The organism is Staphylococcus pasteuri (genome assembly GCF_030547725.1).
Classification (GTDB): Bacteria; Bacillota; Bacilli; order Staphylococcales; family Staphylococcaceae; genus Staphylococcus; species Staphylococcus pasteuri.
Genome location: NZ_JAUOQO010000006.1, coordinates 50,186 through 65,182 on the forward strand (window position 1 = coordinate 50,186; position 14,997 = coordinate 65,182).

General features: G+C 30.8%; 17 protein-coding genes. 5 read left to right on the plus strand and 12 right to left on the minus strand.

The window, feature by feature from the left end:
* Nucleotides 1-35: 35 nt before the first annotated feature.
* Nucleotides 36-1,259, minus strand: coding sequence for a cell division peptidoglycan polymerase FtsW (ftsW, locus tag Q4528_RS07880; RefSeq protein WP_017637676.1), 1,224 nt, complete (start codon nt 1,257-1,259; stop codon nt 36-38).
* A 310-nt stretch (nt 1,260-1,569) separates the two neighbouring features.
* Entirely contained in the window at nt 1,570-1,845 is a 276-nt protein-coding gene (locus Q4528_RS07885) for an Fpa/YlaN family protein (protein ID WP_017637677.1), read from the minus strand.
* A 147-nt stretch (nt 1,846-1,992) separates the two neighbouring features.
* On the opposite strand from Q4528_RS07885, the gene Q4528_RS07890 reads away from it, so the two are divergent.
* Together Q4528_RS07890 and Q4528_RS07895 are read left to right on the plus strand one after the other, a co-directional pair.
* Nucleotides 1,993-2,475, plus strand: a complete 483-nt coding sequence (locus Q4528_RS07890; RefSeq protein ID WP_046466559.1) for a hypothetical protein — start codon at nt 1,993-1,995, stop codon at nt 2,473-2,475.
* Nucleotides 2,476-2,655, plus strand: a complete 180-nt coding sequence (locus Q4528_RS07895; RefSeq protein ID WP_046466558.1) for a DUF2197 domain-containing protein — start codon at nt 2,476-2,478, stop codon at nt 2,653-2,655. It begins immediately after the preceding gene.
* 79 nt (nt 2,656-2,734) lie between these two features.
* Here the strand turns inward: Q4528_RS07895 and typA are convergent, their stop codons facing one another.
* Nucleotides 2,735-4,582 carry a translational GTPase TypA gene (gene typA / locus Q4528_RS07900; RefSeq protein WP_017637680.1) on the minus strand — a complete coding sequence of 616 codons (1,848 nt, stop codon included), beginning with the start codon at nt 4,580-4,582 and terminating at the stop codon, nt 2,735-2,737.
* Between the two features lie 99 nt (nt 4,583-4,681).
* On the opposite strand from typA, the gene Q4528_RS07905 reads away from it, so the two are divergent.
* Complete coding sequence (locus Q4528_RS07905; RefSeq protein WP_070452779.1) at nt 4,682-4,873, plus strand: DUF5325 family protein; 192 nt, start codon at nt 4,682-4,684, stop codon at nt 4,871-4,873.
* A 153-nt stretch (nt 4,874-5,026) separates the two neighbouring features.
* On the opposite strand, the gene Q4528_RS07910 is transcribed toward Q4528_RS07905, so the two are convergent.
* Nucleotides 5,027-5,845, minus strand: coding sequence for an inositol monophosphatase family protein (locus Q4528_RS07910; RefSeq protein WP_017637682.1), 819 nt, complete (start codon nt 5,843-5,845; stop codon nt 5,027-5,029).
* A gap of 166 nt (nt 5,846-6,011) precedes the next feature.
* On the opposite strand from Q4528_RS07910, the gene Q4528_RS07915 reads away from it, so the two are divergent.
* Both Q4528_RS07915 and Q4528_RS07920 read left to right on the plus strand, forming a co-directional pair.
* Nucleotides 6,012-6,626 (plus strand): YktB family protein, encoded by a 615-nt coding sequence (locus Q4528_RS07915; protein WP_046466556.1) that lies wholly within the window; start codon nt 6,012-6,014, stop codon nt 6,624-6,626.
* Between the two features lie 137 nt (nt 6,627-6,763).
* The gene (locus Q4528_RS07920) at nt 6,764-8,110 is read left to right on the plus strand and encodes an Nramp family divalent metal transporter (RefSeq protein WP_017637684.1); all 1,347 of its coding nucleotides are present in this window, start codon (nt 6,764-6,766) and stop codon (nt 8,108-8,110) included.
* 154 nt (nt 8,111-8,264) lie between these two features.
* On the opposite strand, the gene Q4528_RS07925 is transcribed toward Q4528_RS07920, so the two are convergent.
* The 8 genes from Q4528_RS07925 to Q4528_RS07960 all read right to left on the minus strand — a co-directional run bounded on the left by Q4528_RS07925 (nt 8,265) and on the right by Q4528_RS07960 (nt 14,847).
* Nucleotides 8,265-8,768: a DUF4064 domain-containing protein gene (locus Q4528_RS07925; RefSeq protein ID WP_017637685.1), complete on the minus strand. Its 504-nt coding sequence runs from the start codon at nt 8,766-8,768 to the stop codon at nt 8,265-8,267.
* Nucleotides 8,769-8,905: 137 nt separating this feature from the next.
* Entirely contained in the window at nt 8,906-10,039 is a 1,134-nt protein-coding gene (auxB, locus tag Q4528_RS07930) for a lipoteichoic acid stability factor AuxB (protein WP_046466555.1), read from the minus strand.
* Nucleotides 10,040-10,111: 72 nt separating this feature from the next.
* On the minus strand, nt 10,112-11,185 hold the full coding sequence (locus Q4528_RS07935; RefSeq protein ID WP_046466554.1) for an ABC transporter substrate-binding protein: 1,074 nt from the start codon (nt 11,183-11,185) through the stop codon (nt 10,112-10,114).
* Nucleotides 11,182-11,994, minus strand: a complete 813-nt coding sequence (locus tag Q4528_RS07940) for an ABC transporter permease (RefSeq protein WP_017637688.1) — start codon at nt 11,992-11,994, stop codon at nt 11,182-11,184. The genes Q4528_RS07935 and Q4528_RS07940 overlap by 4 nt, the downstream gene beginning before the upstream one ends.
* Before the next feature lie 5 nt (nt 11,995-11,999).
* On the minus strand, nt 12,000-12,803 hold the full coding sequence (locus Q4528_RS07945; protein WP_017637689.1) for an ABC transporter permease: 804 nt from the start codon (nt 12,801-12,803) through the stop codon (nt 12,000-12,002).
* On the minus strand, nt 12,796-13,890 hold the full coding sequence (locus Q4528_RS07950) for an ABC transporter ATP-binding protein (RefSeq protein ID WP_046466553.1): 1,095 nt from the start codon (nt 13,888-13,890) through the stop codon (nt 12,796-12,798). Before Q4528_RS07950 ends, Q4528_RS07945 begins: the two co-directional genes overlap by 8 nt.
* A gap of 13 nt (nt 13,891-13,903) precedes the next feature.
* Nucleotides 13,904-14,443: a helix-turn-helix domain-containing protein gene (locus tag Q4528_RS07955; protein ID WP_046466552.1), complete on the minus strand. Its 540-nt coding sequence runs from the start codon at nt 14,441-14,443 to the stop codon at nt 13,904-13,906.
* Nucleotides 14,444-14,571: 128 nt separating this feature from the next.
* Nucleotides 14,572-14,847, minus strand: coding sequence for a UPF0223 family protein (locus Q4528_RS07960; RefSeq protein WP_017637692.1), 276 nt, complete (start codon nt 14,845-14,847; stop codon nt 14,572-14,574).
* Nucleotides 14,848-14,997 lie beyond the last annotated feature (150 nt).

Below are 14,997 nucleotides of genomic sequence, written 5' to 3' on the forward strand. Positions count from 1 at the left end.
TACAGAGTTTCACTAAAGAGAGATTAGCTAAATAGTTATTGATAACGACGTCTAATATCGATTTTTCGTTGTTTACTTCTAATTTCATCCATTTTAATTTGTTTTGCAGTAATTAAGAGTAATCCCATTGCTATACTTAAACTAATCATAGCCGAACCACCAAAACTAATAAACGGTAATGGTACACCTGTTAATGGAATTGTTGCTGATATACCACCTAAGTTTACAAATGTTTGGCTTCCGATATAACTAGCAATTCCTACACATACTAATTTATAAAAATATGAATTCGTTTTATTAGCTAGTTGGAATGCACGGTAAACAATGAAAAATTCTAGTAGGATGACAAATAAACCACCTACAAGTCCTAATTCCTCACATATAACCGCAAATATAAAATCGGTATGTGGTTCTGGTAAGTAGCCAAGTTTCATAATACTATTTCCAAGTCCCCGACCAAATAATCCACCATTACCTATAGCCATAAGTGAGTTAGATATATGGTAACCTGTACCAGCTTCTGCATTAAATGGATTAGTTAAGGTACTAAATCTAGCTTCAAGGTAACTTGGTAATAATCCTAAAGCAAGCACTAAAATGGATATCACTATACCTGCAATGACTACCATAATACCGTATTTCAAAAGATTTTGTACGCCTATACCAGCGTAAAAAATTATTGAAAAGAAAATAATTAAAATTAATAATGTTTGCCCCACGTCTCTTTGTAAAAGTACTAGCGCAACACAGCTTGAAACTAAAATAATCGGTGCTGCAATAAGTTTAATTTTATTTCGTACTTGAGGCATTTTCTTCTCTATCATAAACGGTAAGTATAAGATGATAGCAATTTTTAATAACTCTGACGCTTGTAAATTCATAAATCCTAAATTGATCCAACTTTTTGAACCATTAATATTTTTACCAATTACAAGTGTTATTAATAACAAAGCGAATATACCTATCATCATCCACTTTTGAACATTAGGCTTTTTCAATATCTTTACATTCATTATAAATGCCATAAAAAAGACTATAACAAAACTCATAATGACGTAAAGTAACTGTCTCGTATAGAAATATGTACCGGATACTTCAGCGCCACCTGTTAATGTACCTTTAGTAGCAGCCACCATGCTGGCACTATAAACCATAACTAAACCAATTAAACATAGAATCACATATGTGACTAACAATGGATAATCGATAAATTTAGATGTTTTCCCAATATACCGCATTATATTTTTAAAGTTTTTCATATATCAGTTCATCCAATTCAATGTTTTTAAGATTTGTTTAAAGGGAATTAATCGAATATTAATCATTCCCACAAACCTATCTTTTTTATTATAAACTTCTTATGTATCACAAAACAAATATAAACATAATGATTTTACAAAAAGATAAAATGACTGAGAAAATATCAATTATGATACTATCTCAGCCACCATTCATACAATGTGTAAGTTGCATTTCACGTTTATATCAAAATGAATTCAAACTATGTTATATCTATACAAATTTGAATTAATATAAATAATAACGTTAGATTAAATCAAATCTATAAAATTAAACATTTGTAAAAGCTTCGTGTAGTTTTGAAAGTTCTTTTTCAAGTCTTAACATAAGTTCTTTGCCGACTTCTTTGTCAACTAGCCCTAGTTGTACAGCAAAATCTACTTCTTTTTGAAGACCGAACATTTGTGTATCTAAAACTTCTTCATAAAGCGGACAAGAAGGTACTGTTAGGTTATCCATTTGAACTTTGATTAGCTGTAAAATTCTATCAGCATCTTTGTTCAATTGCTCATATGCCGCATTATTTAATTTCGACTGATTAGCCATGACACACACTCCCCCTATCATTTCATTAAATATCTTCAATACTTAAAATTTTATCTTACTAAATGTTAAAAAGCAAGTATCTTTAAAATAAGTATAACCTATTTTATGATAAAATAGTATGAGATAAAAATTTAGGGAGTGGGCAAGATGATTCAAATTAAAGGTGCGGTAAAATTCCCCATCACATTAGATAGTACAACTTGGATATTTGACGATCGAAAGGTAAGTATTGAAGACTTAGAAAAAGGTGTCTTTGACGGCACTAAACCAGTTCGATTTGAAGACAATAGAGAATGGAATCGTGCTATTCTTGAAGGACAAACTAATCCGCCAACGCTTAATTCTGAAATAAAATATAAAAAACGTTCTGTTTTAGAAGGTTCATTTGTGATTAACATGACACCATTCTTTAAAACAGCAGAACCACAATCAAACGCAACTGCAATTAAATTATTTAATGATGAAAATTCAGTTGAAGTTCCATTAGATTTATTACCATACTTATTCTTCCAATTTGCTAAAGATGGAAAACGTATGTATGACGATAATTCAGTTGATAGTTTTGTATACGATACAGAAAATGGATACAGCTACGAATTTAAGTATGTAAAATATATTGAGGTGATTTAATTGATTCCTGTTAAATGTATCATTTGTGATACTACAGTTCATATTGATGAAAATACTGTAGAAGCAAAACGGCTTAGAAACAACCCTATTCGTACTTTTATGTGTGATGATTGTAAAAGTCGCTTAGATACACCTAAACAACCTCAACCTTTTACGTATCACGATTCAAAAGAAAATTAACATAATAAAACCACTCGCTAGTTGTATTATCAACTAGCGAGTGGTTTTTTGCTTATATTTTATTCATGTTAATTAAAAATTATTCTTCATCAGACATCATTTGTTTAACACGTTTAGCTTCTTTTTCACGAACTGATTTATTTAAAATTTTCTTTCTCAAACGAATACTTTCAGGAGTTACCTCTACTAATTCATCATCATTAATAAATTGTAAAGCCTCTTCAAGCGTTAAAATACGTGGGCGATTCATTGTTTGAGTTTGGTCTTTAGTTGCTGAACGTACGTTAGTTTGATGTTTTGTTTTTGTGATATTAACTGTTAAGTCATTTTCACGGTTATGTTCACCAACAATCATACCTTCATAAACTTCAGTACCTGGTTCCATAAAGTTAGTACCACGGTCCTCTAGACCTAAAATAGCATAAGTACTAGCAGTTCCTTGATCCATTGAAATTAATGCACCATTTCTTCTGCCACCAATTTTTGCTTTAATACGAGGTCTAAATTCTTCAAATGTATGGTTAATAATTCCATAACCACGAGTCATTGACATAAATTCAGTAGTGTAACCAATCATACCACGTGCAGGTACCATAAAGATTAGACGAGTTAAACCATTATCTGTTGTCATCATGTCTAACATTTCACCTTTACGTGTACCTAAAGATTCAATTACTGCACCAGAATTTTCTTGAGGCACTTCACATTGAACTCTTTCAAATGGTTCACACATCACGCCATCTACTTCTTTAAGAATTACTTGAGGTTTAGAAACTTGTAATTCATAACCTTCACGACGCATATTTTCAATTAGGATTGATAAGTGTAACTCACCACGACCCGCAACGATCCATGCATCAGGTGAATCTGTAGGTGTTACTTTTAATGATACGTCAGTTTCAAGTTGTTGATCTAAACGTTCTTGAATTTGGCGCGCTGTTACAAAGTCACCTTCACGACCAGCAAATGGTGAATTATTGACTCTGAATGTCATTTCAAGTGTTGGCTCATCAATACGTAATACTGGTAATGCATCTTGGTGATCATGTGGTGTTACTGTTTCACCAACGTTAATGTCTTCCATACCAGATACTGCGATTAAGTCACCAGCTTGTGCTTCTTCAATTTCTTCACGTTTTAATCCAAAGTAACCAAAGATTTTAGTTACGCGGAAGTTTTTAATAGTGCCATCTAATTTAATAAGTGATACGTTGTCACCAACACGCATTTTACCTCTAAATACTCGGCCAATACCGATACGACCAACGTAATCATTATAGTCTAATAATGCTACTTGGAATTGTAATGGTTCATCACTGTTATCTATTGGTGCTGGTACGTAATCAATGATTGTTTCGTATAGTGATTGCATGTTTTCATCTTGTTGTTCAGAATTTAAACTTGCAGTTCCGTTAACAGCTGAAGCATATACAACTGGGAAATCAAGTTGTTCATCATTTGCTTCTAATTCAATAAATAAATCTAACACTTCATCAACTACACCTTCTGGTCTTGCTGATGGTTTATCAATTTTATTTACTACTACAACTGGTTTTAAATTTTGTTCTAATGCTTTTTTAAGTACAAAACGTGTTTGAGGCATAGTACCTTCATATGCATCTACAACTAAGACTACGCCATCAACCATTTTCATGATACGTTCAACTTCGCCACCAAAGTCAGCATGTCCTGGCGTATCTAAAATGTTAATTCTTGTTCCTTTATAGTCTACCGCAGTATTTTTAGCTAATATCGTAATACCACGTTCTCTTTCTAAGTCATTAGAGTCCATAGCACGATCGTCAACATGTTCATTCTCTCTAAAGATTCCTGATTGTTTCAATAATTCATCAACTAACGTCGTTTTACCATGGTCAACGTGCGCAATAATTGCTATATTACGTACATCTTCTCTTATATTCGTCATATTATAAATTTCCTTTCTTAAGTAAACTCCCACTTTTAATTACAACTTTTTTATTATATCATAGATTAGAGAAAAAATAAGTAAAAGGTGGGGTATGGGATGCAACAAAAAAAATCTAAAGGCATATTTTGGGTATTCTCAATTTTAGCTGTAATCTTTTTATTGCTTTTTAGTTTTAGTGTTGGTGCTGCAAATGTTCCAATGATGATTTTAACATTTATATTACTCGTTGCAACATTTGGTGTCGGTTTCACAGTAAAAAAGAAATATCGTGAAAATAATTGGTTATAAATGATATAACCCCTTAAAAACGAATTAAAACTTCTTTTAACACGAATTCATCATCATTTAATTTTATTTTAACAATATATTTTCAAAATAAAATTGTAAAAGTCCATGGAGGCATTAGAGTCTTCCATGGACTTATTTTTATCATTGTAGGTATTATCGACCAAATCTTCTTTTATGATGTTTTCGTAACGTTTCTTCAAACTCATTTAAATAATTATTTAATAGTTCATCGTGTAATGAAGGATTTGCCATAACAATAGAATTGGGTTGGTTAATTGTTAAAGCGTCACCAAGTAAATTAGTACCTTTACCGCCTACTTCATTAAGTATCATTAAACCGCCAGCATAATCCCAAGGTTGTAGTCTTGGCGTTACATAAGCGTCTAATTGCCCTTTTGCTACACTAACAATTTCTAGCGCTGCACTACCATATGCTCTAGCACTTCGAGCATCATCAACAATTGGTGTAAATATAGGCCCCATAATAGGTTTAGTTAACCAATTAGGATTAATACCAATAATACTTGTTTTTAATTGCGTAGATTTTAATTTTTCCAATGGATGATTATTCTCATAAGCACCTTCACCAACTTTAGTATGATACAAAATATCTCTCATTACGTCATATACAAATCCAGCGTATGGTTGACCTTCGTGGTAAATACCAATAGAAATCGCAAAATTTTCTTGTTGATGAACAAAATTTAAAGTGCCATCAATTGGATCAACGACCCAAACCACACCATTGATATCTTTTAAATCGTGACCATGACCTTCTTCACCTATCACTTTGTGTTCCGGATAATTTTGGTGAATCATTTCAAATATATAATCTTCTGTTGCTTTATCTACGTTAGTCACTAAGTCGTTAGGGTTGGATTTGGTTTCTATATTTAAATCCTCTTTCATCATTAAACGGACTTTGTTACCCGCTTCTAAAACTAATCCTTTAGCAAAATCGTAAAGTGCCATGGTATCATCTCCTATTAATATCTATTATACACGATAACTATCCCTTTTTTATAATGTTAGATTCTCCTTTTTACATGAAATTATGTATAAAATTGAAACTACAATTTAGAATTTCTAGTCATGGTTATGCTACAATAACTTTAATTATTACCCTAGGAGGCAAGTTATGACAAAATATACATTTACACCTGAAAATTTTAAAGCCTTTGACGTAGATGGTCTTGATGAACGTATGGAAGCACTTAATGAACATGTTAGACCTCAACTTCATCAATTAGGTGATTATTTCACAGAGTATTTTAGTACTCAAACTGGGGAAACATTCTATCCTCACGTCGCAAAACATGCCAGAAGAAGTGTTAACCCACCTAAAGATACCTGGGTTGCATTTGCTCCAAACAAACGTGGTTACAAAATGTTGCCCCACTTTCAAATTGGATTATTTAGAGACCAATTATTTGTAATGTTTGGTGTTATGCATGAAGCTAAAGACAAAGCTGAACGTGTTAAAACATTTGATAAGCATTTCGACACATTAAGACATCTCCCTTCAGATTATAGTGTGTGTCTTGACCATATGAAACCAGAAAAACCACTAATTAAAGATTTTACAGATGATCAATTACATGAAGCCATAGACCGCGTTAAAAATGTTAAAAAAGGTGAATTTTTCGTTGCTAGAGCAATCTCACCTGACGATAATCGTTTAACGTCTGACAAATCATTTATTCAATTTGTAGAAGAATCATTTGACCAGTTTTTAAAATTCTATCACGCATAATAATTTGTTATAAAATACCTGATACATTGAAATGATGTCCGGGTATTTTTTAATAGTGTAAAATATTTTTAGGTTGACCTAAAAATATAATTAGGTTAATATATCGTTATGATTTTACATTAGAGGTGATTTAATTTATGAATAAGCAATCAGACAATCATGAACATCAAAAAAGCTTAGAAGAAATTAATAATACGATAGATTTTGACTACAAAAGTAATGCCAGTCAAAAACTATTAGCTTTTATTGGACCAGGTCTATTAGTTGCTGTTGGATATATGGATCCTGGCAACTGGATTACTTCAATGCAGGGTGGCGCACAATTCGGTTATACACTGCTATTTGTCATTTTGATTTCTAGTCTAGCTGCTATGTTGTTACAAAGTATGACTGTTAGATTAGGGATAGCCACAGGGAAAGATTTGGCTCAAATGACACGCCACTATTTATCTAAGCCTGTTGCTGTTATTTTTTGGATAATTGCAGAACTAGCTATTATCGCGACAGATATTGCTGAAGTAATCGGAAGTGCCATTTCACTTAATTTATTATTCAATATTCCATTAATTGTTGGTGCACTAATTACAGTATGTGATGTGTTTATACTTTTATTTATGATGAAATTTGGTTTTAGAAAAATTGAAGCTATTGTAGGTACACTTATCTTTACAGTATTAGCTATCTTTATATTCGAAGTTTATATATCATCACCTAATGTCATTAACTTATTAAATGGATTTTTACCTCATAAAGAAATTGTTACTAATCAAGGTATTTTATATATTGCTTTAGGTATTGTTGGTGCAACAATTATGCCACATAATCTTTATTTACATTCTTCAATCGTTCAATCAAGAAAGTATGATAGAAATAATAATGATGATAAAGCTCAAGCAATCAAATATGCAACAATTGACTCAAACATCCAATTATCAATTGCATTTGTAATTAACTGCTTATTATTAACTTTGGGCGCTGCTTTATTCTTTGGCTCAAATGCAGATGAATTAGGTGGATTTTATGATTTATATCATGCATTAAAAACTCAACCATTACTTGGTGCAACATTAGGTGGTGTTATGAGCACATTATTCGCGGTAGCACTCCTTGCTTCAGGGCAAAATTCAACAATCACTGGTACTTTAGCAGGTCAAATAGTAATGGAAGGTTTCTTAAGATTCCGATTACCAAATTGGCTTCGTCGATTAATTACAAGATCACTAGCAATTATTCCAGTTATTATTTGCTTAATTATTTTTAATGGCAATGAAGCTAAAATTGAACAATTACTAGTATTTTCACAAGTATTCTTAAGTATTGCATTACCATTTACATTAATACCATTACAATTAGCGACAAGTAATGAAAAATTAATGGGTCCATTTATTAATAAAAGATGGGTAAATGTGATTTCTTGGTCACTTATTATTATCTTAAGTATTTTGAATGTTTATCTTATTATTCAAACATTCCAAGAATTGTAAATGAAGCTAACAATATTCACTGAGATTAAATATAAACAAAACAACCTTTTGAGATTATTTGAAAATCCCAAAAGGTTGTTTTACTTTACGATATTTTATGAAGTTGCTCCATATTTTAATTCATTCAATCAATAGTTATTACAATATATTTTGTCTAATAAGTATATGGTTTTTTGCTTTGTTGACGTTCTTTTAATTCTTCTTCTGGATTCCACTCTTGTCTCTTGGTTGAATCATCATAAGAATTATTATTTTGGAATTGATTAGTTGGTCCTTGTTTATCTGATTTCGCAAGTAGCATGATACCAGAAATTAACCATAATACCATCGCAATAATATTAGTTGCCATAATACCAACAATTGCAGCTGCAATTAATAAACTAGCGCCTAATTTACGTCTTCCTTTAACAGTTAGCGCACCAACAATTCCTAATATAGTAGAGAAAGCTAACACACCCATTGATAAAGCAATTGATGTTGCAAGCATGTCCATAGACATATCTTGATTACTTCCCATCATTTTGCTTACCATTTCTTCATTTTGAGATGCACCGCTTCCTGACTTCATAGCGAAATAACCTACGATTACTAATAATAAATATAAACTACTCAATCCATTAGCAATCCAAGCTAAAATAAGTTCTGTTTTTCTTTTCATTTCGGTACCTCCTTAAATCCTTACCTTAATAATACTAAAAACTGTCTTTTCTTGCTAATTAATACACTAAAATTTTAATACTCTAGAAAAAAAGACCAAAAATGAATACTAAACTTTCATTTTTGGTCTTTAAATTATTATTTAGAGTTGTTTTCTTCATCAATATTTTGATTATCTTGCTTAACGTTATCTCTCATTTTTTGTTCAGTTTCACCGAACATTTGACGACGTTCTTCGTAATTCATTCTACGTTGATTTACAGCACTTGGTTGATTTTTACGTTTTTCTTTCATGCGTTGATTATATGCTTTACGCTTTTCTTTTTTCTTAGCACGAATTTCTGCTTTTTCTCTCTTTTGTTGAGCTTTTAGTTCTTTTGGATCAATCTGAGGTTCATCATTATAATTATTTTGTGCTTCATCATATGCACTATCATTATAAGCCTCTGGATTAACTTGTGCTTCGTTATTAGAATTAGATTTCTTATTATACTTAGCTTGTCTAGATAATACTGTAGGTTCTTCTTCTTGTTCATCATCATCTGAACGATATTCACTTTCAACAGCACGCTTAGGAAATTGTTCATATTTATCATCATATGTTTCATTATTTTCTTCATTTTGTGCTGTAGCATCTTGAGTTGGTTCATATGCTTGTTCTTTACGTTCCATACTACGACGTGATGGTCGTCTACGTTGACTTGTTTTTTCAATTTTTTCTTCTTGTTCAGGTTCGTAATGGTGTGTATCTTGCTCTGGAACTTCATTATAAGGTTGATAACCATAACCATTATTATAATTTGGTACAACTTCTACCTTGTTCTTTCTGACAAACATCATTATTGCTATGATGAAGAATAAAATTGGAATAATTAAAGTTACAACAAGTAACACTAATGGTATCGTAATGATTGCTGATAATAAGAATAAAAATCCAGATAAAATTCTAATATTCATAGATATTAATGCTAAAAATGAAATCAGTAAACAAACAATGAAATACACTATAATAGCCCACACACCATTTTGTAACCAAATTACAAATTGTGTAGTACTTAAACTATTATTTGCCAACATTTGTTGAATAAGGTTATTATTATTTAATGTATTCTCTAAGTTAGCAATTGATGTATCATTACTAAATGACACTAAAGCTATAAACATCGTGACAATTGTCAACACTAGTAAGAATACCCAACTAAGCCAACCTAATACTTTTTCTGTTAGTCGACTGACTGGACGTTTGATTTGAGTATATTGCTCTCCTGTCATTCGTTACAACTCCTTACTTTACTTATCAAGTTATTATATCGAAAATAACAAAAAATAACTACCATTTTCATTCTACTTTAACGACATTTTAAAATTTAAAAAACTTTCGTTATATTCACTTAATGTATCTTGACCTAAATCTTGATAAACTTCTAAGCGTTGTTGTTCCTTTTTATTAGGGTAAAATCTATGATCATTTTTAATATCATTTGGTAACATATTTCTTGCAGCTTTATTTGGTGTCGCATAGCCTACCCATTCGGTATTTTGTTTGTTGTTTTTTGCATCTAATAAGAAGTTCATAAATTTATATGCGCCCTCTTTATTTTGCGCTGTTTTTGGTATAACCATATTATCAAACCATAAATTAGACCCTTCTTTAGGAATAACGTAATTATATTTGTCACTTTCTTGTACTAATGGAGCAGCAACCCCACTCCAAACAACGGCCACATTACCTTCATTCTGTTGAAGCATCATTGTAATTTCATCACCTACGACACCTCTTACTTGTGGTGCTAAATTCTGTAAATCTGATTCAGTTTTTTTAATATGTTGTGGATTTTTATCATTCAAACTATATCCCAATTTATTGAGACCCAAACCTATAATTTCTCGAGCACCATCTACTAAAAGTACTTCATTTTTATATTTTGGTTTATATAAATCTTCCCAACTATTAAAAGAATCATTTGGATACTTATCTTTATTATATAAAATGCCAACAGTACCAAAAAAATAAGGTAATGAATATTTATTATGGCGGTCATATGGCATGTTCATATAATCTGAATCTAAATTTTTAATATTAGGTATTTTTTTATGATCAAGTGGTTCTAAAAGATGTGCACGTTTTAATTTTTGTACTGTATATTCACTTGGAAATGCTACATCGTAATGCGTACCACCGTTACGAATTTTTGCTTCCATAGCTTCATTAGAATCAAATGTTTCATATACTACTTGTATACCTGTTTCTTTTTCAAACTTTTTAATTAAACTTGGGTCAATGTATTCTCCCCAGTTATATACATAAATTTTCTGATTGGTATCTGTATTCTCTTTTGATTTAAACCAATGACTGACTGCTAAACATAAAGCACCGATAATGATAGAGATTAAAATTAATTGTAAAAATCGCTTCATGTATTCACACCTCGTTTCGTATGTTTTTTACGTTGAACGATGTGCTGAATCGCGTAATAACCAATGACACCTATCATTATAACGACAAATAATATTGTTGATATAGCATTAATTTCCATACTTATACCTTTACGAGCCATGGCATAGACTTCTACAGAAAGCACACTAAATCCGTTACCAGTAACGAAAAAGCTCACTGTGAAATCATCTAAGGAATACGTTAATGCCATAAAAAAGCCACCGATGATTGCAGGCATTATATTAGGTATCACAATACTACTCAATAGTTGTGATTCTGTAGCTCCTAAATCTCTAGCAGCATTCAACATACTATCATTCATTTCATATAATTGAGGTAATACAACGATAACAACTATCGGTATACAGAATGCAATATGTGATGCTAAAACTGTCCAAAAACCAAGTCCTAATCCAGTAAAATGACCTATAGCAGTGAACATAATTAAAAAAGAAGCACCAATTACAACGTCAGATGATACCATCAATACATTGTTTAAAGTTAATAAGGTTACTTTAAATTGTTTATTTCTTAAATAATAAATAGCAATTGCACCTAAAGTACCTATTAAAGTTGAGACAGCAGCCGCAATTAATGCGACTGCGATCGTATTAAAAATGACAGACATTAATTTATCATTTTGGAACAAGGTTTGATAGTGTTCTAATGTGAAATGTTCAAAATGAATCATATTACCTGCTGAATTAAATGAATATACCATCAAAAACAAAATGGGTATATATAACACAGCAATTAAAATACTTATATAAAGCTTGCCATACCATTTCACATTTCTCACCCTTTCCTATGATTAGATTTAGATTTTGTCATAATTAATATAAATGCCATGAAGATGATTAAGAATAATGCAATCGTAGATCCCATTCCATAGTTTTGAATAGTTAAAAATTGTTCTTCAATTGCTGTACCAATATTAATAACTTTATTACCTGCGATAAGACGAGTAATCATAAATAATGATAATGCTGGTATAAAGGTAACTTGTACACCTGTCATTACACCTTCTCTTGTTAATGGTACAATCACTTTTCTAAATGTCGTTAATGGACTGGCACCTAAATCACTAGATGCTTGTAGTAAATTATTAGGTATAGCTTTCATACTATTAAATATAGGCAGTATCATAAATGGGATATAGATATAACTAGCCACCACAATAAACGCACCTGCTGTAAATAACATGTTTATTGGAGATAAATGAAATATATTTAATAATTGATTAATTAACCCATCATGACTTAATAAACCAATAAATGCATATGTTTTTAATAATAGGTTAATCCAAGTTGGTATAATCATAATCATTAATAGTAAATTTTGATATTTTGATTGTGCAATATAGTAAGCAGCTGGATAACTTATCACGAGCGTTACAATTGTTATAATAGCTGCAAAAAGGATTGAATCAGTAAACATTTTTAAATAACTAAATGTAAAGATATGTTCATAGTTAGTAAAGCTAAAATGTCCTTGATTATCGAGAAAAGAATAATAAACAAGAAGTACCACTGGGATGATAATAAAAAGAACCATCCAAATTAAATACGGGATGAGCAATAAACGATTTGTATTACGCATTATCAACTTCCTCATAACTTTCAATTCGTTTATCAAATTCTTCTTCCGTTTCTCCAGGTACCATAATATGAATAGCTTCTGGTTCAAAATATAAACCAACTTCACTACCAACTTCTGCTTTACGTGTCGACTGAATTACCCACTCATATCCTTTTCTATCAACTACACAAATTTCGTAATGTACCCCTCTAAAAAGCATTGAATCAACTTTTACTTGGAATAAGCCTTTATCTGCTTCGATTAAAGAAATATCTTCAGGACGAATCACTACATCTACATTTTTATTTTCAGGAATTCCCATATCTACACATTCAAAATCTTGACCATAAATATTAACAACGTAATCTTCGACCATTCTTCCTTTTACAATATTAGATTCACCAATAAAATCTGCCACAAATCGATTGACTGGCTCATCATATATATCATTAGGTGTACCAAATTGTTGAATTTTACCATCTTTCATTACAAATATGTAATCACTTAAAGCCAAAGCTTCTTCTTGATCATGGGTTACGAAAATAAATGTGATACCCAATCTTGATTGCAATTCACGTAGTTCATATTGCATTTCAGTTCGTAATTTTAAATCTAAAGCGGATAATGATTCATCTAATAAAAGTATTTCTGGTTCGTTAACAATCGCTCGTGCTATAGCAACACGTTGCTTTTGACCACCACTCATACCATTGATATTGCGTTCTTCATATCCTGAAAGTTTTACTAATCGTAAAGCTTCTTCTACTTTATCTTTTATTGCAGATTTACTCATTTTCTTAAGTCGTAATCCATATGCGATATTATCATATACATTTAAGTGTGGAAATAATGCATAATCTTGGAATACTGTATTCACTTTTCGCTTATTTGGAGGTAACTTACCGATTGGTTTATTTTGGTATACAACTTCACCTTTATCAGGATATTCGAATCCAGCTATTAATTTTAAAATCGTTGTTTTACCACATCCAGAAGGACCTAACAATGTATAAAAGTGTCCAGACTCTATATCAATATCAATTTCATTTAATATTTGAACGTCATCATATCCTTTACTTACTCCCTTAAATGATAATAATGGTGCCAATTTCTACAACTCCTTATAAATATGATGCTGTTGCAACAATTAATATTTTCACTTCTTCATGACTTTCATTAAATAGACGATGATCATCGTTCGCTTTAAAATAAAATACATCTTCTTTGTTAGCATGATAACAAGTATTACCTAATTGAAGTGTAACTTGACCTTGCAAGCAATAGATAAATGTATCAGATTCTGATGGATTAAATGTTTTATAAGACGCACCAGGTTTTAATGTTAATAAAAGTGGTTCCATTTCAAATTCATTAGATTTAGTTACTAACCAATTTAATATATAGCCCCTATCATATTCATCATAAATGACCTGATCTTCCTTTTTATAAATGACCTTTTGTTGTTCTGATTCCTTAAAGAAATCACTTGCTGAAGTACCCAAGACTTCTAAGATACTTAAAAATGTCTCCATACTTGGTGATGCATTTTGACTTTCTATTTGGGAAATATATCCTTTTGAAAGATCAGTTCTTTCTGCCAATTCTTCTTGAGTTAAATTTTTTATTTTCCTAAGATTCTTAAGTTTATAACCTATATCCATATTGAAACCACCTAAAAAAAGCTATATTAAGTTTACTTTTATCAAACATTTTGTTTAACGCTTAATAAAAATACCAAAATATAACTTTATAATCAATACTTTTTAAAATAAATGATTTGTATTATGGATTATGACTTTGCAGAAAAGACTTGTTGATCGGGATTTTTAGTCACTTCTTGAACAACTTTGTAGCTATTATATCCACTACTTTTTTCAAATTCTTTAAATATTTGTTTTTCTTCTGCTTTACCAGGGACTATTTGTTTAAAAGTTTTGTAAGCATTTTTGACATCTTCGCCTTTAACAGATGATTCGTAATAATTTTCAATTTGATTAAAGAAATGAATGACTGACATCATTTCCTCATTGTTCCAGTCTATATCTAAGGGATATTGATATTCCATGTTTTTTCACTCCAATATGTTTAATAGAATATATATTCAGTCTATCGAACAAGCATTTAACAAACAACTGATTTAATATTTTTAAACTAAGATTGTATATAGTTTTGACAACATAAAAAAACTGGCAACAATTATGTTGCCAGTCTCATT